A 22,707-nucleotide genomic window follows, 5' to 3' on the forward strand; every position below is an offset into this window, starting at 1 on the left:
GATTCCCAATGGTGACGCCCCGCACATCGCTTAAATCCATTGTAACCCGTTGCGGACAAGGCGAACAGTGAAAGTTGTCCGGCATCAACGATCGAGACTTGATAGGCGGACCGTCAATGGCTCGTTCGTCGAGATGCCGACATCACCGTGCGTGACGCGTTTCAAGCGATTCGAGCGTCGGTCGAAAGCGTGCACCGCCGAGGTTTTCGTCGCGCAGACGCAGCTGTCGGACGCGGAGGGGAATTGCCTGCGTATCAACGCCGAGTCGGTGGTTGATCTGGAGCCGCCGCATCCAGGCGTTCCACCACAGCGGCTCCGGCGGCTCAAGCCCGCGGATCAGCCGATCGTAGATGCCCGCCGCGGTGCGCAGCGTGTCATTTCCACCTGCTGCGTAGAGCGCTTCAGCATATTCGTGCAGCAGCGGCGCATTCGAGCCAAACGTTTCAACACGCGGCGCGAGCAGCGTCACCGCTTTGCCCGGCCGATCGGCCAACCTCAACGCCTTCGCCTGCACCAGTTCGAACGGCAACATCTCGCGATCGCTGCGCTGCTGCTCCCGTGCCCAATTGAGCAGCAACTCGGCCAACGCGACCGAGGTCTCGGCCAGACTCGAAATCCGCTGCTCCAATGCACGCTGCTGGCTGCTGACATTCGTCGCGGCCAGCGCTTCGTTGGCCTGCTCGATTCGATTGTCGATCGTGTCGAGCACCTCGTCGATCACCGCTGCCGCCTGATCGCGATGGTCCGCCATCATCTGCCGGGCCACGTCGGACGCCTCGTCAAGCCGATCCGCCTCGGCCAGCGCGAGGATACGCCGTTCCATCGCGTCGCGCACCAGCACATCTTCGTCGGCAAATGTCTGCTCGAAGTCTTCCAGCACCGCGAGCGCCTCGTCGGCGTTGCCAGCGTCCAACGCCATGTCGGCCAGCACCAGCCTCGCCTCCGCCACGGCAAGCCAGGCTGAGCGTCGTCGGCCATCGTCGCCTGCCTGCTCCGCTTCGCGACCCGCCTCTTCAAGCAACTCGGTCGCCGTCTCGACCGCACGCTCACGCGCGGCATCGCGATCATCATCGCTTCGCTCGCGTACAGCTCGGCCGAGCGCCCGGGACCGCGCCGCCTGCGCTTCGAAGTAGGTCGCATGTGCATGAGGAACTTGCTCGAACATCGCCGCGGCGTCTTCGAATCGGCCACGGTTGTAGAGCATGGCATAGCCGAAGTAGACCCGCTCGTCGTCGGCGGCAGTGCTGCCGCCGAACGCATCGAACAGCACCTCGCCCGCTCGCTGGTAGGCATCGTCCGCGCCGGCCGGGCGGGGGTCGATACCGCGCACCGATCGCAGCAACGCCACCGCGTTGCCGATCGCTTCTTCCGACACCGACTGATCGGGCCAACGCTCCGCCACGTCGGTCATCCGCTCCGCGGCGGCCAGCAGGTTGCCCGCCCGCCGCGGGTCAAGCTGATACATCGCGACCGCTTCGTTGTACGTCGCCCGTGCGAGCGCCTGTCGCGGTGCGTCGTCGGCCATATCCGAGTCGTGCAGCGCTTGCGACGCCTCAATCGCCAACGCCAGCCGATCGCGGGCTTCGGCCAGTTGGTCGGCGTCCTCCGTCTGACGCGCTTCGATCGCGAGGTTTTGCCCCTCGCGCCGGGCCGCTTCCGCGATGCCCGACAGCACCACGGGCGAAAGCAGCCGTAGCCGACTGCGGTCGTCCGCGAATGTGTCAACCCATCGGCGGAACACGTACATCCGCAACCCCTCGGCCGCATCGCCAAGCGATGGGTCGTCGAACAGATCGAGGTAGGGGTCGTACGCCGCAGTACGCAATGCGTCGCGTTGATTGGCCGGGGCCTGCTCCGCTTCCGACGTGAGCACGCGATGCTGCATGTCCGCCACGAGCAGCCGATACAGGTGATTTCGTCGCGTGGCGGGGTGTTGCGTCAGACGTGCTGCAAGGTCCGCAGCCTCCGCGTAATCGCCAGCCAGCCGACTCGCCTCGGCCTGCCCCAGCGCTGCGATGAGATGCTCCGTCCGCTCGCCTTCGCCTTCCAGCGTCCGCTCGAACAGTTCATACGCAAGCTCGAACTCGCCTTGGCGCATCAGCGCCCGCGCCGTCAGCGAGCGAGCGTTGGTCTGTATGCCGGAAGCCCGGCCTTCGATGAAGCCTTCCAGCCGTTCGACGGCCTCGGCCAATAGCCGATCGCGTTCCGCCTCGGCGGACTGCTCACGCGCGGGCATGCGCGGGTTCTCGTCGCCCAGCCCGGTGTAGTAGGGATGATCGTCTGGCAGCAGCGCGACGAGGTAAGCCGCCTGTCCGAGGTAATATTGCGTTCGCGTTTGAAAGTAGTCGTCCATCATCCGCGACCACAGCCCGGTGTTGACCCGCCGCTGCTGGTGGTCGTCGTCGCGCGGCAGTTCGGTCTGATAGCGGAAAAAGGTCTGGTCCGCATCCGTGGCCGCCTCGAGCGCGATCGGCAGCAACTCATTTATCGCAGCGGTCTGCTCGGCAGTGGGCACGCCGAACTCGTAGAAAAACGTCGCGCCCCGGTACACCTGTTGCAATGCCTGATTCAGCAGCAGTTCAGTCAGGTCGGTCTGCCAGACGGGACGAAGCTCGTGATCGTAAAAGTCTTCGATCATCTGCTGCGTTGCGTCGACGAGGGTGTCGAAGTCTTCGCGTCGCTCGGCTTCGCTGCGATTCGCGTCATCGAAACGCATGCGATACTGCGCCACCTCAATCTGCCGACCGACGACCGGATCGTCCGGCGGCTCGATCTCGACCAGGTGCAGCAGCAACTCGCTCATGCCCTCACGCGTCATCGCGTCGATCAGCATCGACTCGTCAAAGTCGGCAAGTTGAGCGCGGACTTGCGGCGACGCAAACAGGCTGAGCCCGGTGAACATCGCGACAGCCAGGGCGTGCCATCGCAAACGAGTTGGTACAGACGACTGTTTCATTCGGGTTGAGCAAAGTTGACGTTGGTGTAGCGGGCTTTGATCGCGGCGTTGAACGCGTTGACCACGTGTTGCCAGCGGACATCGCCCTCCGGCCGAATGACGACCGGGTCATCGGGCGCGAAAAAGGCGTGCCGACCGCGAGCCGGGTCGAACTGTAGGGAGTCCAACTCGTTGGCAAGCTCCGTGAACGTGTCGACCCGGCCGATGCCGCCAAGCTGGATGATCACACCCACGTCGCCCGTCGAGCCTAGGCGGAGGTCCAGTGTCTCCGACGGCGGTTCGAGACTATCGGCCGCTTCGCCCGTGCCAGTGGGCAGTGTCGCGGTGAGCACGCCTTCGTCGACAACGAAGTTGGCGGTGACGACGAAGTAAATCAGCAGTTGGAAGACCACGTCGATCATCGCCGCGAGGTTTAACTGCATCCTCGGCGGCGCAAGTCCCCGCCGCTGCCGCGCGGACTTGTGATGCACCGTCGCGTCGGCGACACCCTCGCCGGGCATCGATGCGGAACGGGTTGTGGACATCTGCGACAAGTCGCTTACTCCGGCCTATGGTCTTCAATTCACTGCACAGGATCGAACGAGACAAGATTCACCCGATTGACCCCCGCAGCGGTGATCGCGTCCATCACGGGTTGAACCTCGCTGTAGTAAATCGCACGGTCGGCACGCAGCACGACCTCCACCTCCGGGTTGCGTTCCACGGCTCGCTCAAGCGAGGCGGTCACGCCGGCCAGGTCGTGCATCGCGTACGACTGGTTCGCCACCTGCACCATGCGAGCCGAGCCGCTGAACCGCAACGGGTCGGCAGCACGCGTCGCTCGCGTGAACGCCTGCGGCGCGACGTTGACGATGACTCGGCCCTCCTCGGGAATCACTTGCGCCTGCGAGTCATCCAGATCAGGCACGAACATCTCCACCGCCTGATGCGTGACGATGTTGCTGACGATCATGAAAAACACGATCAGCAGAAACACCACGTCGATGAGCGGCGTGATGTTCATCTCCGGCGCTGTTGGACCTCGTTTGAATACTTGCGATGGCATACGGCATTGCTCCGCGGACGATCGGGACGTTCAGGCCACGACGAACAGTCGCCTAAATGTCGGACGCGTCTTTCGAATCGCCAACTTCCGGCTTGGGCGTCGCTCGCTGGCGAGAGCCACCTGCAGACGATACGCCGGCGGCGGCACTCGAAACAGGCACGCTCGGTGCGGCGCCACGCTTCGCAGCGGGCTTGAACGGCGTGATGATCTGCTCGGCGACTACCATGCCCTCGCTGGTCAACGCATCAATGCGGTTGCGGATCGTGGCGTACGCCGCCAGCGCGGGGATGGCGACGACCAGGCCCCAGAAGGTGGTCACCAGTGCGGTGGAGATGCCCGCCGCAAGCTCGGCCGGCTCCGCGCCGCCGCCCGCTTCGACCAATTGTTGGAACGCCACGATCATGCCATACACCGTGCCGAACAGCCCGATCATCGGCGCGATGTTGCCCACGACGTTGAGGTACTCCACCGGGCGGAGGATGCGGGTGGTTTCCATATCGCCGGCTTCTTCGATTGCGCGTTCCATCGCGCCGTAGCCGTTGTTCGCTTCGCCCAGCGCGGAGCTGGCAAGTCGGCCGAGGTAGCTGTTGTCGGTCTGGGCGAAGTTGATGGCTTCGCGATACTTTTTGTCGGCGAGCATGCTTTCCAACTCGGCGCGGGTTTCCTGCGGGATGAGCCGCGATCGGCCGTACTGCATGAAGAGCATGATCGCGAAGCCCAGGCTGAACGCGGACATCAGCAGCAGCAGCCAGACGATGATCAGGCCGATCATGTCGCCGGAGAAGAAGAACATCTGGAGGTAAGTGACGGTGGTGGTGTCGGCGACGGCGGCGGGGCTCATCGTCAGCAGCAACACCAGTGCGAGTGCGAGTGTCCGTCCACGGGCCATGGTTGATGATCCTTCACTTGAGGGCGTCGGTTGCGGTCGTTCGTATCGGTTGAAGCCAGCTAAGCAAGCGGCGTCAAGGTAGTTCGTCGAGCAAAGTCATGAGACGTTCGTGGTAGTCGGGGTCCTGCTCCGGGTCGATGGCGGGGCGGACGCGGGTGAGCAGTCGGCGGGCGATGTCGTCGCGGCCGATGCGGGCATGTATGTAGCCGAGTTCCAGCTCGGCATAGCCGGCGAATCGGCTGCGGGGGAAATAGGTGAGCGCCCGCATGAAGCTGATGCCGGCGGTCTTGTAGTGGTCGGCGTCGTCCGTTTCACGGGCCAGGCCCAGGTGTGCCATGCCGTGCTGGTACAGCCGCAGCGCGAGTTGGCCCTCGGCTCGGCCGAACTGGGACTCCGCGACCTCTCTCGCCTCGTCAAACTCGCCGGCGCGGAGGTGTTGTGTGATCACATCGTCTTCCATACCGGCCGGCAGCAGGATCGCCGGGGCTTCGTCGGCGTGTGTGATGGCGGCGGGGGAGAGCAGCCACGCGATCGCCAGCACGCCGCAGATGACGTGAATGATGGTGGCCCCGTTTCGGTTCGTTGTCCGGATCGTGCATCGTGTCATGAGCGTATCCTGCCTGCGTTTTATCGCAGGCTCAGTTCCTCGGCGCTGACGAAACGGTGAATGCCCTGGCTGCGGTCGGCGATGAGTTGCATGGTGGCGGTGAAGCCGTGCAACGTCAGCGGGTCGGGGTAGACGAACTGGATGGTGTTGATAGCGGTGTTAGCGACGTTGGCACGCTCGATTTCCTGGAGCAGAGCGCTTTGGGAGATTTCGAATCGGCCCGCGCCGGTGATGTTGTCCGAGAGCAGATAGATCAGGTCGGGGCGATGGCGCATGGCTTCGCGGATGGCGTTGCTGGGGTTGCTGCGGCCGCCGGGGGTGACGTTGCGTGCGCCGCTGGGGTTGATCCAGTCGATGACGGCCTGCTTGTTGTCATTGGTCGCGCGGCGAAGGCCTGGCGGGGGCACTTCGACGACGCGATCGCCCTGGAAAAAGATGACGGTGAACTGCTGTTGTTCGCTGAGCTGACGGATGGATTGGATCAACTCGTTGATGATGTACGGAAACGTGTCGATCAGCGATCCGGAAGCGTCGATGCAGAAGACCAGTCGACGGGCGTTGCCTTCCACGCCGAACATTTCAGTCTGGAACTGGTCGGCACTGGTGGTTGTGGTTGCAAAGGGGCTGTCGTCGGCGGCGTCGAGGCCGACGAGTGTGTCGGCGGTGTCGACCGTGGCGTCAAGATTGGAAGCGTCGGCCTGGTCGTCGCGATCCGGGCGGGTGACCTCACGCTCGGTTCGCCGATCTTCAAGCCGATCATCGGCGTCAAGCTCCAGCGGTTCTGTGACCTGCTCACTGAACCGCATCACGGGAATGATGACCTCGTCCTCATCCGGGGCGACGATCGTGCTCCACGCGACGAAGGCCGCAATGAGAATCAGCCCTGCATGAAACAGCAGCGCGATGCCCCACGGAAGCATCACCATCATTACGTTGTTGAACTCCTCCCCGACAGCGACGTGCTCGTCCTGCGACGTCGATTCGGACGACGTCGGCGGGTGCGGAGGCTGCGGGTCGGCCAACGACATGGGCATCATTCAGGTCCGTCTCCAAATTTGCCCAACCGGGCCCGTGGTTGTAATGCCGTCGATGGGCTGCGCCCGGGGTTCGCCCTCGCTTACCGCGGCCGCTGCCCGTTGGACGCATGTTCTGGCACGGTAAGCATCTATTGAACATCAAGCAAGCCGTAATGTCCAGCGACAGACGCACAGGGCCGAATGACGCTGATTCGCAGCCGCTGGGTTTGCGTGTGAGCGGTCGTGCCATAATAATCGTTCAAACGTCGCCGTCTGATCGCTGACCGTTCGAGTCGGCGGGCGCGTGGCATGAGCCTGAGCTTTCCACCCTCTTGGAGCGAGCGAAACAGCATGGCCAGTACCAAAAAATTGCGAATTGCGTTTATCGGCGCCGGCGGCATTGCCGGTGCCCACCTGCGGGCGCTGGCGAAACTGGATGACGTCGAAGTCGTCGCGATGGCGGACGTGGCCGAGGCTGGCATGAAAAAGCATGCCGAGGAGTACGGGATCCCGTCCGACCGATGCTACACCGATTACCAGGAGATGCTGGACAAGGTCGAGCCGGACGCGGTAAGCGTCTGCACGCCCAACGGCCTGCATGCCCCCAACAGTATCGCGGCGCTCAAGGCCGGGGCCCATGTTTTCGTCGAGAAGCCAATGGCCATGAATGCGGAAGAGGCCCGACAGATGATCGACGTCGCCAAGTCGGTCGATCGCAAGCTGGTGATCGGCTTCCAGTACCGCTTCGCCGGTAAGACGCAGTTCCTCAAGCGGGCGGCGGACGATGGCTTGTTCGGCAAAATCATGTTCGGCCGTGTGCAGGCCTTGCGTCGGCGCGGCATCCCCAACTGGGGCGTCTTCGGCCGTAAGGATCTCCAGGGCGGCGGCCCGATGATCGACATCGGCGTGCACATGTTGGAGATGTGCCACTACACCATGGGCTCGCCCCGGCCGGTCGCGGCGGTGGGCATGACCGACACATACCTCGGCAACAAGCCGTCCGAGGTATCGAGCCGTTGGCCCGGCTGGGACCACAAGACCTACACGGTTGAAGACTTCGCTTGCGGGCACATCCGGTTCGAAAACGGCGAGGTGATTCACATTGAGTCGATGTTCGCCGGCCACATTGAGCAGGATGTCATGGACTTCCAGCTCATGGGGCATAAAGGCGGCGCTGTCTGGAGCGAATCGCGCGTGTTCACCGACCAGAACGGGCACATGGTTGACATCAAGCCGAATTATCTCGAAAGCAGCGACTTCCCTTATATGTTCGACCGCAAGATGCGCGACTTCGTCGACCACGTGCTTTACAACAAGCCGAGCATGGCCCCGGCGGAGCACGGCCTGCGCGTGCAGCAGATGCTCGACGGCATCTACCGCTCGGCTGAGCAGGGCGGTAAGGAAGTTGCCATTGAAGAACTCGCCACCGTCGAATAATGCTCGTCGGTCGAATTCATACGTTACTCACAAAAGCCCGTGCGATTTGCGCGGGCTTTTTTGCATGCTGCTGCTATGATAGAATCGCCAGTGTGGCCGGGCCTGCTTTGTTCTCCCCCGTCCTCACGGTCTGGATAATATGGATTTTCGAAAATACGAAACCGAAAACTTCTGCGACGAACTGTTTCTCGCCTCCGGCAAGCCGCGGCCCTGCGTTGAACCGCTGATTGAGCGAATTGAAGCCCTGCCCGAAGGGGACCTTCAGCGACGGCAACACGCTGCGGAGGCTCGCTTGCTGGATCTGGGCATTACCTTCACCGTCTACGGCAGCGGCGACGGTGCGGAACGCATTTTCCCCTTCGACATCATCCCCCGCATTATCGAGGGCAAGGACTGGCAGCTTATTGAAGCCGGCCTGCGTCAGCGCATCGAAGCGCTCAATCTCTTTATCCACGACGTCTACCACGATCAGAAAATTCTGCGTGACAAGGCCGTGCCGCCCGAGTTGATTCGTGATGCGGACACGTTCCGCAAGCCTTGCCTCGGGCTTGATCCGCCGCACGGGATCTGGTGTCACGTCACGGGTACGGACCTCGTCCGCGATGGCGATGGGCAATTTTTTGTGCTGGAAGACAATCTCCGCTGCCCGTCGGGGGTTTCCTACGTGCTGGAAAATCGCGAGGTGCTCAAGCACACCTTCCCGCATGTGTTCCGGACGATGCGTCCGCGCCCGGTGCACGACTATCCGCACCGTCTGCTGGAAACGTTGCAGTTTCTTTCGCCGCAGCAGCATGAGACGCCCAATGTCGTCGTGCTTACGCCTGGCGTCTTTAACTCGGCTTACTTCGAGCACGCGTTCCTTGCGCAGCAGATGGGCGTACAGCTTGTGGAAGGGCGCGACCTGATCGTCCGCGACGGCTACGTGGGGGTTCGCACGACGGATGGCTTCGAACGTGTCGACGTGATCTATCGTCGTATTGACGACGACTTCATCGATCCGCAGGTATTCAACCCCGACTCCATGCTCGGCGTGCCGGGGCTGATGGACGTTTACCGCAACGGCCGCGTCGCGATGGCCAACGCTCCGGGCACGGGCATCGCCGACGACAAGGCCGTCTACGCCTACGTGCCCCAGATCATCCGCTATTACCTCGACCAGGACCCGATCCTCCCCAACGTCGAAACCTTTATCTGCGGCGAGAAGGATCAGCGTCAGCACGTGCTCGACAACCTCGACAAGTTTGTCGTCAAGGCGGTGAACCAGTCCGGCGGCTATGGCATGCTCATGGGCCCGAGCTCCACCGCCGCCGAGCGCGAAAAGTTCGCCGACCTGATCAAGACTCGCCCACGCGACTACATCGCTCAGCCGACGCTGGCGCTCTCGCGAGCGCCGACCATCGTGGACGGCCACTTCGAAGGTAGGCACGTCGATCTCCGCCCGTTCATTCTGTACGGCAAGGAAATCTACGTCATGCCCGGCGGCCTGACGCGTGTCGCGCTTCGCAAAGGTTCGCTGGTCGTCAACTCGTCGCAAGGCGGCGGCAGCAAGGATACATGGGTGTTGTCAGAGTAGAGCAGGCATTTGCCCTGCCGTGTGACCACCCGATCGCAGGGCAAGCTTGCCCGTAGGCAATAAGACGTCGGAACCAATCATCATGCTCAGCCGAGTCGCTGAATCAATTTACTGGATGAGCCGTTACATCGAGCGAGCCGAGAACGTGGCCCGCGTGATCGACGTGAACCTGCACCTGATGCTCGACACGCCGTCGGAAGACGACGAGCAATGGATGCCGCTGGTGCACACGCTTGGCGACTCCGCCGCCTTCCGCGACCGCTACGACGAAGCGACGCAGGACAACGTCATTCAGTTTCTCACGTTTGACGAGGTCAACCCCAACTCGATCGTCTCCTGCTTGCGCAATGCTCGCGAGAACGCTCGCCAGGTGCGCGACGCCATCAGCTCTGAGATGTGGGAACAGGTCAATCGCTTTTACCTGATGGTCCGCGCCGCCGCTGCGAAGCATGACGCGCTCGACTCGCCCAACATCTTCTACAACGACGTGAAGATGGCCAGTCACCTGTTCGGCGGCATCACCGACGCGACCATGTCGCATAACGAGGGGTGGCACTTCGGCCAACTCGGTCGGCTCTTCGAACGGGCGGACAAGACGGCCCGCATCCTCGACGTGAAATACTTTATTGTGCTGCCTGGCGTGGAATACGTGGGCACGCCTTACGATGCGATCCAGTGGTCGGCGTTACTCAAGTCGGCCAGCGGATTTGAAATGTATCGCAAGAAGCATCGAGCCGTGCTGCCCGACACCGTGGCGGCGTTTCTGATTCTCGACCGCGAGTTTCCACGCTCGATGCAGTCCTGCCTTTACAAGGCGCAGTGGTCGCTGCACCAGATCACCGGTACGCCGATCAGCAGCTTTCGCAACCTCGCTGAGCAACGCATCGGCCGACTGCGGGCGGAGATGGACTACACCACGATGGACGAGATCATCGCCGAGGGCATGCACGAATACCTCGACCGCTTCCAGGGCAGGCTCAACGAAGTCGGCCATGCGGTGGGCGAGACATTCTTCGGCTATGCCCCGATGCCCGCCGCCGTCTGAGCTGAGCCATTCCGGTCATGCAGCTTGCTGCGCCACGGCCTCGACCCCTACTATGTCCCGATGACCACACCCAGCCACGCCAACTTGCGATCCCTGCCCGACGCTGCCGGCCACTTCGGCGCGTTCGGTGGTGTCTACGTGCCCGAAACACTCCACGCAGCGCTGGACCAGCTCGCTCGCGAATATGACAAAGCTCGCAAGGACGAAGCGTTCCGGAAGCAGTTCGACCTGCTGCTGCGCGATTACGTCGGCAGGCCCACGCCGCTCTACTTCGCCAAACGTCTTACCGATACGCTTGGCGGTGCGAAGATCTACCTCAAGCGCGAAGATCTTGCCCACACCGGCGCTCACAAGATCAACAATTCGCTCGGCCAGGCGCTGCTGACCGTCCGCATGGGCAAGTCGCGCATCATCGCCGAGACCGGTGCCGGCCAGCACGGTGTCGCCACCGCCACCGCCGCCGCCGTGTTCGGCCTGAACTGCGACGTCTTCATGGGCACGGAGGACATGCGCCGCCAACGTCCCAATGTCCTTCGCATGCAGCTGATGGGCGCCCGCGTCATCGGTGTTGACGGCGGCTCGCGCACGCTCAAGGACGCCACCAACGCCGCCATGCGCGACTGGATGGAAACCGCCGACACGACCCACTACATCATCGGCTCCGTCGTCGGCCCGCACCCGTTCCCCATGATCGTCCGCGACTACCAGGCCGTCATCGGCACGGAATGTCGCCAGCAATGCCTCGACCAGATCGGCCGACTGCCCGACACGGTCGTGGCTTGCGTCGGTGGCGGTTCCAATGCGGCGGGCATCTTCTACCCCTTCATCGACGACGAACAGGTTCAACTCGTCGGCGTCGAAGCCGGGGGTCGGGCTGCCACGCTCGGTGAACACGCAGCGCCGCTGAACTTCGGCCAGCCCGGCGTCCTGCACGGCTCACTCAGCTATGTCATGCAGGACGACGACGGCCAAACCGCGCCCGTTCACTCCATCTCCGCCGGCCTGGATTACCCCGGCGTCGGCCCCGAGCACGCCCATTGGCATGACGCCGGCCGTGTCACCTACACCGCCTGCACTGATGAACAGGCCCTGAAAGCGTTCACCGCGCTTACCGAAAAAGAAGGCATCATTCCCGCGCTCGAGTCGTCACACGCACTGGCGCACGCTTTGGACATGGCCTCGTCGATGCCCAAGGACAAGGTTGTGGTCATCAACCTCTCCGGCCGCGGCGACAAAGATCTCGACGAAGCCGTCCGCCTGTTGGGCCTGGACAAAAAAGACAAAGCCTGACCAGTACACCATCCGCGCCCGGTTAAAGCCCATGGATGGCACCCATGGATTCCGTGCTTGAGCTACAAAAAACCTACGCCCACGCCACCTCATCCACTGCCCCGATCTGATCGATGAGTGTGTCGGCGGCCGTGACGGCATAGGGCGTTTCGACAAATCGACGGGTAATGACCTCAAACGCTTGGCGCTGCGCCTCGCGTGCCGCTTCGTCACGCAACAGTGGCTGCAATGCCTTGATGACCGCATCGACATCGCCGAAGTGTGGGACAAGTTCGGTGACGATACGATCCATCTCCATCGACTCGCTGATGAGGTTGGGCAACGTAAACGTACGCGTCTGGATCAGCCAGCGCCCTGCGAGTTGCCACGACAAGCGGCTGGCGTTGAACATGACGACCATCGGCGTCCGCCTTGACACGGCGTGCAGCGTGGCGGTGCCGGAGACCACGAGCGCCGCGTCCGCCCAGTCCAGCGCCGCCGACGCCTGGCCGACCACCATCACCGCCTTGTGCGGCACGGCTCCGCCGGGCGTGAGTGAGCGGATCAGTTTCGCCCGCGAGGCGCTGCTGGCAGCGATGACGATGCGCATTTTCGGGTACGCCGGCCGCAGACGCTTGATCGCTTCGAGCATCGTGGGCCAGTTGGCCTGAACTTCCGACATTCGAGAGCCTGGCAATAGCGCGAGACGCGGTTCGCCGTCTTCCGGTAATTCGCCTTCAGCCGTCGACGCATCGTCGGCGTCGGGCGCGAATAATGGATGCCCCACAAAGCTCGCAGGCATGTTTCGGCTACCAAACCAGTCCGGCTCGAACGGCAGCATGCACATCACATGATCGCTGAGCCGACGCAGCTTGCCGATCCGCCACGGTGCCCATGCCCAGAGCTGTGGCGCAGCCAGATGCACGATGCGGGCTCGCGGCTGCGTTTTACGCACTGCCTTGCAGATGCCCCAGTTCGCGGCTGGCGAATCGGTAGGCACGAGGGCGGCGATCGGATGTTCAGCGAGCCATCGCCGAACGCGCCGAATGCGTTTGATGTGCTCCCACGCCTGCTTCGAAGCGCCGGCAAGCATGGCGGCGTGCTCCGTGGGGTCTTCCAGCAGTTCGGCCCCGGCCTCGGCCATCCGCTCGCCGCCGATGGCGAAGATGGGGCGATCCGGCTCGCGCAGCTTCAACTCCGCGATTAGCGGCGCCGCCAGCGCGTCGCCGCTGGGCTCCATGGCGCTGAAGAGAATGGGAAGCGGTGAGTTCATTGCCGACAGTGTACCGGCAACGCCGCCCGCTTCGCAGGCGGGCGGGAGGATTATGTTGTGACGTCGCGTTCGTGCAGGGCTGCGGGCCTCGCAGCAAGGGCAGGGGTGTGGCGGGGCCAGATTTGCTCGATCAGGCTTACGACATGCTCGCCTGCTTCGGGACTGATGGGGAAGGGGTGGTCTTCAATCAGGCATCGGATGTGCTCGTGAATGACCGATGTCATGTCGCCTGGCGGCTGGGTGCGCTTTGTGGCGAGGCGGGCTGCGTTGACCGCGGACTGCGCAAGGCTGCCGAGGCTGACGCGGGCGAGTTGGTTGGCGCGATCGAGAACACGCGGGCCCTGGCCGGGGCGTTGGAGGAGCAGGAGCATGTTCTGAACATCGACAATCAGCGTGGCTAGCGTGCCGTGCACGCGGAGTGTGAAGGTGTCGGGGCGAGCATTGAGAGAGATGGCGATGTGGGCGGTCGCGTGGCCGTCGCTGAGGGTGAGCCGAAGCTCGTCGCTTACGGCGGTGTCACTGGCGTGGCGGTCAGTACACCAGTGGTGGGCGTACAGCAATTTTGCGTCGGCACGGAGCAGGCCGAGTGTGGCGTAAAGCGCGTGCGGTGTGATGTCTTCCAGTAGGCCGCCGGGCAGGCTGCCCAGCCATGCTGCGCGTGTGGCAGGCTGGGCAGCCATACCACGCGGCGCGAAGGCTCGGTGTGTTTCAATATGCACCACATCGCCGATCGCGCCCGAGGCGACGAGTTGCCGGGTGGCCGCGAGGCGGGGGTCGAACCATAGATTGTGATTGACCGCCAGCGATCGGCGATGCTCTGTCGCGACCCGAGCCATCAACTGACATTCGCCTCGGGTCATCGCCATGGGTTTTTCACAGAACACGTCTGCGCCTCGCTGCAAAAGCTCGCAGGTGAGGCTGGCATGTGTCTGTGGCGGCGTGACAAGATGGACCAGGTCAGGCCGATCATGCTCGAAAAGTTCATCAAGTGAGTCGGTGGCGAGCGTTATGTTGAAAGTTTTCGCGAGAGTTGCTGCGCGGTCGGGCTGCTGGTCGACCAAGCCGACGAGCCGAACGTGGGGGTGAGCGTGAAGGGGGGCAAGATGATAGCGGGCGTTCAAGCCAGCGCCGACGACGGCGACACGCAGCGGCCGACCGTGTGGGCCGGGGGTGGTTTCAATCGCGTCAGCGAGCGCGACGTGCAACGTGTGCGGCGGCGTCCAGCCGGTGTCGCGGGTGAGTGTGTCGGTGGTGTAGTGCAGGCTTAAGGCACGTGTGCGGATTTTGTCACCTGATAGCTTGCCGCCGGGCAATGGCAGTCGGCTGGACAGGTCGCATAGTCGGGCGAGGGGGCCGGCGGGCAGGTAGGTCGTGCGTTGCCGTCGGCCGGTGAGTTGCTGATGAAGATTGAGGTAGGCTTGGCGTGAGCAGTCGTGCTCGTCGACGATGTTGTAGGTTTGGCCGATGGTGCTCGGGCTCGTAAGTGTGCGGAGCAGGGCGTCGGCGACGCTGTCAACGTGGACGAAGGGAAGGCGTTGATCGGGTGAGCCGTAGGCGAGTCGGCGGTTAAGGCGAGGCAGGGGTTTGCCAAGATGTTCGAAGAGCACGCGGCGCGGGCCGTAGACCAGTCCGGGGCGGAGGATGGTCAGATCGATGTGGCCGGCGTCGGCGGCGGTGCGGGCGCGATGCTCGGCTTCGAGTTTGGCGCGGGCGTATGGGCCGAGGTCGGGCGAAGGCTCGGCAAGGCGGGCATTGGGCGCGAGGGTGTGGCCGTCGGCGAGCGAGCGCGTGTCGTAGACAGCGACGCTGCTGACATGGATGAACCGGTACACGTTCGCCGTGCGACAGGCGTCGAGCAGGGCGGCGGTACCTTCGACGGTGGCCTGGAGTTGAGTGGGCCAATCGCCGACGGTTGCAGCGGCGAGATGGATGACCGCGTCGATGTTGTCGAGTATGTCTTCGAGCAGGTCGGGCTCAGTGAGGTCGACGACGTGCCACCGCACGTTGGCAGGCAGGTGTCGTTTGGCGCGGACGGGGTCGCGGACGAGCGCGTACGCCTGGTGATCCGCGTCGACGAGGCGTGCGGTTACGTGTCGGCCAATAAATCCTGTTGCACCAGTGACCAGCACACGCATTAGTTTTGTTCCTGTGTTGTGGTCGGTTCGGCCTGCCATGTGGGAGGGCATATCGCGTTGCGTGGCCGAACGCCGGTGATGCAAACGACCGCGCCGGGGAGCTGCACGATCAGTGTGAACAGGCCGATGAGTAGCGAGAGTGCGAGCGCCTGCTCGGGCGTGACGTACTGGAGGCCGAAAAAGTAGACGAAAGCGGCTTCGCGCACACCGAGGCCCGCGATGGAGATCGGCATCATCATGATGAACATGATGATGGGCACGTAGATGAGCAGCAGGCCAAGCGGGATGTGCAGTCCCAGCGCGAGGGCCGCGACGGGCGCGATGCCGACGCGTAGCAGTTGAAAGAGCACGGACAGGCCGCCGACGTATGCCAGCGTCATCGGTTGCCGGCGCATCTGCCGTACGGACGCGGCGAACCGTCGCAGCTCGCGTCGCAACTGCCCGCGGCGTCGGCCTGGCAGGAGCCATTGCAACCCCCGCCTCAATCGCGGGTGCAGCAGTATCAGTGAAAGGGCGAGCAGGCACGCCAGCGAAGCCCAGGCGGCGATCGGCACGGCGGCGGGCACGGGCTGCGGGGTGAGCGCGAGCGCGACCAGCACGATGCCCACCAACGCCAGGCTGCCGAGGATGCGGTCGACCAACACGGAAGAGGTGGCCGACGCGAGGTTGGCTGCGCGGGTCATGGCGGCGACGCGCACGGCTTCAACACCCACACCGCCCGGGAGGAACGTGCCGACGAAGCCGCCGAGCAATGTGGCGCGCAAGGTGGTTGCGAAAGAGACGGGCACGCGTTGCGTTCGCATCAGTAGATGCCACCGACATGCGCCGAGGCAGCGTTCAGCGATGAACATCGCCAACAGTACAGCCAGCAGATCGAAACGCGCGCCCGACGCGACAGCGAAAATGCCAGTCAAATCGACCTGGCTCAAGAGTATCGCGAGCAAACCCACACTGATGGCGAGGCGCAGCAGCAGGCTGAAGCCGACGCGTCGCGGCCGACTGGCCTCAGGAGCAGCGGGCGACGCTGACACGCTGACGGTTGGCGAGGGTTTGGTGGACGCAAGTGTCATCAGGGCTCAAGTTGTCGACTGATCATCTGCCAATAACGGTTGAACATGCCCTGAAGCATCGACGACGCAAACGCCACCCGGCGTGATTCGGCCAGCGCACCCGTACTGATCAGCGGTGATGCTTCCAGCAAATCGAGATCGCCGACCATACGCGTCGCCTGCACCTGCGCCCGTTGCCAGGTAATCGGCCCGGCATCACGAATCGCCCCACGTATCGCCCGCAGGTACATCATTGCTGTACCCTTGGACATACTCAACACAAGCAGGCAAAATTCAAAAACAATCAATGCCGGAGCAAGCAGCAATAGAGTTCGCGTTTCATAGATGGTGAACATCATGCGATAACGGTTGTAGAACTGCGCTTCCGCCCGATTCAAGCCGCGTGGACGTTCGACATGACTGCCCACCGCCTCAGGCACGTGCAACACGTCAAAGCCTGCAATTCGGCAACGCAGGCAAAGCTCGGCGTCTTCGCCCCAGCCGAAGTGGTAGTCTTCGTCATATCCGCCGAGCCAGAGGGCAACCTCGCGGTCGAACAGCACGTTACCGCCGGCTAGCGAGGGGAACGGCGTGCGAATGGGGCGTTGTTCGATTGACTGACCACGAGCATTGAAGCCGGAGATGCAAAGGTAGTGCAGGTTCGTGCCATCGCCATAGAGCCTGTTGGGATCGTTGGCGTAGACCAGCCGTGGTGCAGTGGCCGCGACGCCGGGTCGCAGACGCATTGCTTTCATCAGATTCGTCGGTGCATCGGGGCGCAGGCACACATCATGATCCAGCAGCAGGACGTAACGTGACCTTGCTTCACGCAGGGCGCGGTTACGCACGATGCTCGGCCGACCGGCGTTGGACGCCATGCGTACGACGCGCAGCGAAGGGTAGGCTTGTCGAGCCCACAAGTCGCTGCCATCGGTCGAGGCATCATCGACCAGCAGCAGTTCGAGCGGTCGGTAGGTGACCTTCTGCAGGGCATCAAGGGTTCGTTTGAGCACGTCGCTTCCGTTGTGATTGATCACCGCGATCGTCAGTGCTTCGCCTTCCATGGTGGACTCCCCTCCCCCCATGGCTGACTGTTGAAAATTGATTGGCGATTCATGTCATCATTTGAGATTCGTTGTTCAATGCTCCCGCGACCGCCCGGCGGCGGTATTGGCGCTATGCGTTGCTGAGTTCAACACGCGGTTGAAGTCTGCATGCCAGGTCAACACCGCCGCCGAACCGGCTGCGAGAATTTGTTGAATCGCTGACGTTGGCTATTACTCGATAGCACTGACGTTGATGTTCACCGAGTCGCGCAACACCTGGCCGTTGACGCGCATCTCCGCGGTGACCACGGCCGTGCCGGGGGCGTCGCTACGGAACTGGGCCACGCGACCGCTGCGGGCTGGCTCGACCTCGCCGAGCGTCGTGCCCCACTGAATGTCCACCTCGCGGCCGAGCAGATTTGCCGTCTGTGCGAACACCGTCGTGGATTCGCCCACCAAGATGTTGGTCGTGCTCGCGTCCAGTGAAAGTGACGGCTGCTGACGGTCCACTTCGGTGGGCCCCATTTCACAGCCGGCGGCCAAAACCAGCATCAACGTCGCGGCCATCGCCATCGAAAAGCTGTAGCACCTTCTCATGATCGACTCCTCTCGCAAGAGCACTTGGCTTGCCAGGCAAGTGCGCGTCCGCGTCACGTTTGCCTGGCGGGTTCGGTTCGGGCCCACTTGCCGCGTCCGTACGGCGAGGTCAACCCGATGCGTTCGCCAGACGAGGAAGCAAATGCTGTGCCCAAGTTCGGATTGCAAGGTTGTTTGTTGAATCCCGTAAAGCGATGGGCCTGCGGAGATCTGACGGTGATCAGTCGGAAGGGGGGTTGCGATTGCTGCGTCGCTCGTGTTTACGCTGGCCTTGCGATTTTTTTGCCTTCAGTCGGCGCTCAATCACGCCACGCGACGGCCGGGTCGCCCGGCGACGCCGGGGACGATGCAGCGATTCGATGAGCAAGTGACGCAGGCGGGAAAGGCACGCACGCCGATTGGCAAGCTGGCTACGGCTATCCGCGGCGGAAATAACGATCGCATCAGCGGTGAGTCTTGCGCCCGCCTTGGTTTTTAGCCGCTCGAATGCATCGGCGGGCATGGCAGCGGCCAGCGCCTCAAGTGGGACGCTGAGGGTGGCACGAGTGTTGAGTTTGTTGACGTTCTGACCCCCAGGTCCGCCACCGCGTGAGAAGGTGAATCGCAATGCCGAAACGGGCAGCGATACCCCCGGGGCTGCCAGCCAGTCGTTGCGTCCGTCGAACAGGTCCATGCCCGGCATTGTGCGGTCAGTTGGCCAGCGTGTCGAATGGGTGTCGGCGGGATTTTCGTGCAAAACCTGCCAAGGCGTTGTAAGCCGTGCCACGATTCGCCCGCGTTTTGTCAACTGGCGAGGCATCGTCGGCCGAGGCCCGCCATGGCCACGATCGCCGTGGTCCAGTAGCAGGCTTGCGCGATGACACCCTGGCCGAGCACGGGCTCGAGCACATCAAATACCATCGAGGTCGGGACGAGCCCGAACGCACACGTTGCATAGAGCGCGGTGGTCAGAGCGCCGCCGCTGGGTTTGGGGTTCATGATTGATTCTCCCCATTGTGGGTATATCTGGTTGCGTCGCCCTTCAGCTAAAGAAAAGAGTGCAATTCGCTTGCCAGTTGAGCTAGACTGAGTGGTGGAACCGCGATGAAAGCGGGTGAGTTCAAGATTCGGGAATGAGGCAGACTAGCGAAAGGATTGCCATGAGTGACGGAGCAGAAGGACGCGTCAGGACACCGCCACGCGAGCGTTTCGCCCCGGCGGAAGAGATGTTTGACCTTGCCGCCGTGGCGGAAAAACTACTCGCCGAGCCGGGCAGCGGCCGGCACGGCCATCGGCAAATGACACTGTTCCGCCACGGCCCGGCAACGCTGGCGCTGTTCTGTTTCGAGGAGGCGGACGCGCGGTTTCCCGATCATGTCGTCGACGGTGTGGTCATCATCCAGGTGCTCAAAGGTCGGCTCACCGTGCACACGGAACAGTCCGCCCACGAGATGCAGGCCGGCCAGGTGCTTCGCCTCGGGCCGAACGTTCGACATGATGTCGTCGCCGCCGAGCCGTCGCAGATGCTGTTGACCGTCTGCGTCGAAGGCCCCGGCTCGCATGCGGGTGGTGGTGAGAAGGCGTGAGGCGTGAGGCGTGAGGCTTGGGGGGTGAGGCTTGCGGCTTGAGTGGAACGCTTTTGTGCGGCTCTGGCTTCAAGTTGGCAAAAACAGGCAGAGCTTCGGTTCGCGGGCTAAGATTTCAGGTTATGCCGATCCGTCTTTGCTATTGGTCTGCGCTGCTGCTGTTGCTTCTGCTGGGCATGCACTGGTCGTCCGTGACTGCCTCGGCTCAGGCTGCGCCGAGGCCGCTGCTGACCGACGAGGCCGAGGTGTCGATCCTGACCATCTACCCCGGCCCGGCGTTGCATGCCCGCTTCGGCCACACCGCGATCCGCGTGGCGGACCCGCTGCAAGCGTTGGACATTGTCTATAACTACGGCACGTTCGACTTCGACAGTCCGATTTTCATCGCGACGTTCATCCGAGGCCAGCTGGATTATCACCTTTCGGTCGCGCCGATGGATGCGGCGTTGCATCATTATCAGTATGTCGAGCGTCGCGCGGTGGTGGAGCAGGCGTTGGACTTGACGCCAGGCGAGCGTGAGCGAGTGTTCGCCTATCTGCGTGAAAACGCGCGGGAAGAAAACCGTGAGTATCGATATCGGTTTCTGGATGACAATTGCTCGACACGTGTGCGTGATGTGTTCGAGGACGTGCTGGGCGATGCGCTTCGGTTCGATGCAGCCGAGCCGCCGCTCGTGACGTATCGCGACAAGCTTTCGCCGTACATGGCCGACGCACCACTGCTGTGGCTGGGGATGGACCTGGCGCTCGGTCGGCCGACGGATCGTTCGCTCGGGGTTCGGGAGGTGATGTTTCTGCCGTTGCCGTTGATGGAGGTGTTTGATGTCGCGACGGTGACGGTCGATGGCGAAACGCGACAGTTGGTGCGTGAAACGCGGATGCTGTACTGGTTTGATGAGGCGGACGAGTGGCCTTCGGGATTCGCGTGGCCCACGTGGTTGGCGTGGGGGGTGCTCGGGTTGGCGTTGGTGGTGACTTGGCGTGAAGCGCGGCAGCCGGGGGTGGCGGCAGTGCAGCGGCGTCGAGGTGCGGTGTTGGCAGACGCGCTGCTGCTGATGGTGGTGGGGGCCGGTGGCTTGGTGATGGCGGGACTGTGGGGGGCGACGGAACATGACGTGGCCGGGCCGAACTGGAACTTGTGGTGGGCCTGGCCGACGCACGTGGTGGCTGCGATGGCGCTCTTGCGTTGGCCGGGGGGTGGGCCGTGGCTGCGTCGCTACCTGATTCTCACCGCGGCGGGGGCGGGTGTGGCGGCGTTGACTTCGCCGTGGTGGCCTCAATCGATGCCGTGGGCGGTGTTGCCGGTGCTGCTGGTGCTGGTGCTGCGGGCGGGGTGGCTGGGATGGTCGATGACCGTTTCGCCGATCGGCGGCGAGACGGCTGATACCACTTTGCGGTCGACAAGTACTGCATAGGCGAATGAAATGTCACCTGTGGGCTGTGCTGCCCTGTGGTCTTCAAATCAATAGGCAGCCTAAATCTGAGCCGCCGTGCTACCGCAGCAGCAGCTGTCAGGTAGAAGCGCCAGTCATGCCCCGCGCATTCCAATATTTCTCGTCGGATAGTCGTCGCTGACCTTGTAGCCCTCAGTCTCCAAAACCCCAAGAATGAAGTCGGTCTTGCCGTTAAGGTACTCAAGGCGGCGCACACCGACCTCCGAGGCGAGTCGGCGCTTGAGTGCGGCGTAGCGATGAGCAAACTCAGGGTTTTAGCGAAGTGCATCGCGGAAGTTGACGCTGTTTTGGTAATGCCACGAACGCGGCTCAGCCAGCGAAAGGTGATGTCGACGAAGTCCGGCAACGGTTCTGGGGAAGTAGTGCCGGTCCGGCAACTCATCGTCCGGCCGGTACACGAAGCCAAGGCCCTCAAGGGCTGGCACGAGCGTCAGGCTCGCCGAAAGGTTCGGGACAGCGACAAGAATATCAATGATGGGTTTTGCATCGAGCCCTGGAACAGATGTGCTGCCGACGTGTTCGATGGACAGAATCCAAGAGGGGAGGGTGTCGAGTAGCTCCGTCCGGACTCTGTCGAATTCATCGGGCCACAAAGGATTGTAAGGGGCAATGCTTACCCCCGCGCCAACCTTCATGCCAACACAGTCCTGTGGACGCATCCGAGTCGGCCTCCTGTCAGGTGCTCTAACGCACGGATCAGCCCTCTGCCTCCCCACGGCTAGGGAATCACTTCATTCGGCTGTCCGGGCGAACGGTATTCGAAAACAACGGCAAAGGTTTTGATTGAATACTTGAGATGGGAAACTGGGGATCCAGGATTCGAACCTGGACTAGCTGATTCAGAGTCAGCCGTGCTACCGTTACACCAATCCCCAATCGTGTGGCCACGCCACCCGATCCGAGCAGCGGGGCCACAGCGCCGTGTTACTGGCCACGACAGCGTTTGATCCTACGGATTTGCCCCCATCAGGTCAAACGGTTCGGCGACCCGTTTAACCCACGTCGCCCGCGGCGTGCAGGGTGTCGATCACCGATTTACGGTCTTCCGCCCCGAATAAAGCCGACGCTGTCACCAGCACGTCTACCCCCGCTGCCACGGCCTGCTGCGAGGTCTTACCGTTCAGCCCGCCGTCCATCTCCAGACGTTGGTGCGGACCCAGCCGTTCGCGTAGCCAGCGGGCCTTCTCGAGTACGTCGGGGATGAACCTCTGCCCCGATCGGCCGGGGTTGACGCTCATCACCAGCACCAGATCCAGTTCCTCCAGCCACGGTTCGAGCGCGTCGGCAGGCGTCGCGGGGTTGATGACCATGCCTGCCTGCATGCCGAGCTTGTGAATTCGCTCGATCAACGCCTCGGCTTTGACGCCATCATGTCGGCGGTGCGGGCGGGCGACCTCGGCGTGAAACGCGAACAGGCTCGCGCCCGCTTCCGCGAACATCTCTACGAAGTGCGCCGGGTGCTCCACCATCAGGTGCACGTCGAGATAGGTGTGCGGGAAGTGCTTTCGTAAAGCGCGGCACATGTCAACGCCCATGGTGAGGTTCGGCACGAAGTGGCCGTCCATCACGTCCAGGTGCAGCAGGTCGGCGCCTTTGTCCAGCACGTCGCGGCATTCCTGTTCCATTCGGCCGAAGTCTGCGGAGAGGATAGACGCGGCTACGAGTGGATGCGGTGGCGGTTCGGTGAGGTTGAGCTTCTTCATGATGCCGACAAGTTTATCAAACTCGTCGAGTTCGACGGGGCGCGGAGC

The 22,707-nt window shown here is 62.9% G+C and carries 21 protein-coding genes and 1 tRNA gene; 6 read left to right on the plus strand and 16 right to left on the minus strand.

The window, feature by feature from the left end; all coding sequences use genetic code 11:
• Positions 1–142: 142 nt before the first annotated feature.
• From ACERK3_03410 to ACERK3_03435, 6 genes are all read right to left on the minus strand, one after another.
• On the minus strand, positions 143–2,929 hold the full coding sequence (locus tag ACERK3_03410; protein MFA9477339.1) for a hypothetical protein: 2,787 nt from the start codon (positions 2,927–2,929) through the stop codon (positions 143–145).
• Positions 2,930–2,952: 23 nt separating this feature from the next.
• Positions 2,953–3,480 carry an ExbD/TolR family protein gene (locus tag ACERK3_03415; GenBank protein ID MFA9477340.1) on the minus strand — a complete coding sequence of 176 codons (528 nt, stop codon included), beginning with the start codon at positions 3,478–3,480 and terminating at the stop codon, positions 2,953–2,955.
• A 38-nt stretch (positions 3,481–3,518) separates the two neighbouring features.
• Positions 3,519–4,001, minus strand: coding sequence for an ExbD/TolR family protein (locus tag ACERK3_03420; GenBank protein MFA9477341.1), 483 nt, complete (start codon positions 3,999–4,001; stop codon positions 3,519–3,521).
• Between the two features lie 52 nt (positions 4,002–4,053).
• Entirely contained in the window at positions 4,054–4,890 is an 837-nt protein-coding gene (locus ACERK3_03425) for a MotA/TolQ/ExbB proton channel family protein (GenBank protein MFA9477342.1), read from the minus strand.
• Positions 4,891–4,963: 73 nt separating this feature from the next.
• Positions 4,964–5,497 (minus strand): tol-pal system YbgF family protein, encoded by a 534-nt coding sequence (locus ACERK3_03430; GenBank protein ID MFA9477343.1) that lies wholly within the window; start codon positions 5,495–5,497, stop codon positions 4,964–4,966.
• A gap of 20 nt (positions 5,498–5,517) precedes the next feature.
• A complete protein-coding gene (locus ACERK3_03435) occupies positions 5,518–6,534 on the minus strand; it encodes a hypothetical protein (protein ID MFA9477344.1) in 1,017 nt (338 codons plus the stop codon).
• Between the two features lie 330 nt (positions 6,535–6,864).
• Between ACERK3_03435 and ACERK3_03440 the strand changes: the two genes are divergently transcribed.
• The 4 genes from ACERK3_03440 (at position 6,865) to trpB (ending at position 11,858) form a co-directional block, all read left to right on the plus strand.
• Positions 6,865–7,950, plus strand: coding sequence for a Gfo/Idh/MocA family protein (locus ACERK3_03440; protein ID MFA9477345.1), 1,086 nt, complete (start codon positions 6,865–6,867; stop codon positions 7,948–7,950).
• A gap of 139 nt (positions 7,951–8,089) precedes the next feature.
• A complete protein-coding gene (locus ACERK3_03445; GenBank protein MFA9477346.1) occupies positions 8,090–9,523 on the plus strand; it encodes a circularly permuted type 2 ATP-grasp protein in 1,434 nt (477 codons plus the stop codon).
• An 82-nt stretch (positions 9,524–9,605) separates the two neighbouring features.
• On the plus strand, positions 9,606–10,568 hold the full coding sequence (locus ACERK3_03450) for an alpha-E domain-containing protein (protein ID MFA9477347.1): 963 nt from the start codon (positions 9,606–9,608) through the stop codon (positions 10,566–10,568).
• A 60-nt stretch (positions 10,569–10,628) separates the two neighbouring features.
• Positions 10,629–11,858, plus strand: a complete 1,230-nt coding sequence (gene trpB / locus ACERK3_03455) for a tryptophan synthase subunit beta (protein MFA9477348.1) — start codon at positions 10,629–10,631, stop codon at positions 11,856–11,858.
• 73 nt (positions 11,859–11,931) lie between these two features.
• On the opposite strand, the gene ACERK3_03460 is transcribed toward trpB, so the two are convergent.
• The 7 genes from ACERK3_03460 to ACERK3_03490 all read right to left on the minus strand — a co-directional run bounded on the left by ACERK3_03460 (position 11,932) and on the right by ACERK3_03490 (position 18,915).
• Positions 11,932–13,110, minus strand: coding sequence for a lipid-A-disaccharide synthase (locus tag ACERK3_03460; GenBank protein MFA9477349.1), 1,179 nt, complete (start codon positions 13,108–13,110; stop codon positions 11,932–11,934).
• Between the two features lie 50 nt (positions 13,111–13,160).
• A complete protein-coding gene (locus ACERK3_03465; protein MFA9477350.1) occupies positions 13,161–15,245 on the minus strand; it encodes an NAD-dependent epimerase/dehydratase family protein in 2,085 nt (694 codons plus the stop codon).
• On the minus strand, positions 15,245–16,315 hold the full coding sequence (locus ACERK3_03470; protein MFA9477351.1) for a lysylphosphatidylglycerol synthase transmembrane domain-containing protein: 1,071 nt from the start codon (positions 16,313–16,315) through the stop codon (positions 15,245–15,247). Before ACERK3_03470 ends, ACERK3_03465 begins: the two co-directional genes overlap by 1 nt.
• Positions 16,315–17,358, minus strand: a complete 1,044-nt coding sequence (locus tag ACERK3_03475; GenBank protein ID MFA9477352.1) for a glycosyltransferase family 2 protein — start codon at positions 17,356–17,358, stop codon at positions 16,315–16,317. Before ACERK3_03475 ends, ACERK3_03470 begins: the two co-directional genes overlap by 1 nt.
• 213 nt (positions 17,359–17,571) lie before the next feature.
• The gene (locus ACERK3_03480) at positions 17,572–17,937 is read right to left on the minus strand and encodes a hypothetical protein (GenBank protein ID MFA9477353.1); all 366 of its coding nucleotides are present in this window, start codon (positions 17,935–17,937) and stop codon (positions 17,572–17,574) included.
• Positions 17,938–18,157: 220 nt separating this feature from the next.
• Positions 18,158–18,610, minus strand: coding sequence for an alternative ribosome rescue aminoacyl-tRNA hydrolase ArfB (gene arfB, locus ACERK3_03485; GenBank protein MFA9477354.1), 453 nt, complete (start codon positions 18,608–18,610; stop codon positions 18,158–18,160).
• 110 nt (positions 18,611–18,720) lie between these two features.
• Positions 18,721–18,915 (minus strand): hypothetical protein, encoded by a 195-nt coding sequence (locus tag ACERK3_03490; GenBank protein ID MFA9477355.1) that lies wholly within the window; start codon positions 18,913–18,915, stop codon positions 18,721–18,723.
• Between the two features lie 161 nt (positions 18,916–19,076).
• Here ACERK3_03490 and ACERK3_03495 point away from each other — a divergent pair, with 161 nt between their 5' ends.
• Entirely contained in the window at positions 19,077–19,502 is a 426-nt protein-coding gene (locus ACERK3_03495; GenBank protein MFA9477356.1) for an AraC family ligand binding domain-containing protein, read from the plus strand.
• A gap of 122 nt (positions 19,503–19,624) precedes the next feature.
• On the plus strand, positions 19,625–20,917 hold the full coding sequence (locus ACERK3_03500; protein ID MFA9477357.1) for a DUF4105 domain-containing protein: 1,293 nt from the start codon (positions 19,625–19,627) through the stop codon (positions 20,915–20,917).
• 293 nt (positions 20,918–21,210) lie between these two features.
• Here ACERK3_03500 and ACERK3_03505 read toward each other — a convergent pair whose 3' ends face one another.
• From ACERK3_03505 to rpe, 3 genes are all read right to left on the minus strand, one after another.
• Positions 21,211–21,591: a GrpB family protein gene (locus ACERK3_03505; GenBank protein ID MFA9477358.1), complete on the minus strand. Its 381-nt coding sequence runs from the start codon at positions 21,589–21,591 to the stop codon at positions 21,211–21,213.
• Between the two features lie 169 nt (positions 21,592–21,760).
• Positions 21,761–21,831: transfer RNA gene (locus ACERK3_03510), tRNA-Gln, on the minus strand.
• A gap of 117 nt (positions 21,832–21,948) precedes the next feature.
• On the minus strand, positions 21,949–22,659 hold the full coding sequence (gene rpe, locus ACERK3_03515; GenBank protein MFA9477359.1) for a ribulose-phosphate 3-epimerase: 711 nt from the start codon (positions 22,657–22,659) through the stop codon (positions 21,949–21,951).
• Positions 22,660–22,707 lie beyond the last annotated feature (48 nt).

Source organism: Phycisphaerales bacterium AB-hyl4 (assembly GCA_041821185.1).
GTDB classification, from domain to species: domain Bacteria; phylum Planctomycetota; class Phycisphaerae; order Phycisphaerales; family Phycisphaeraceae; genus Natronomicrosphaera; species Natronomicrosphaera hydrolytica.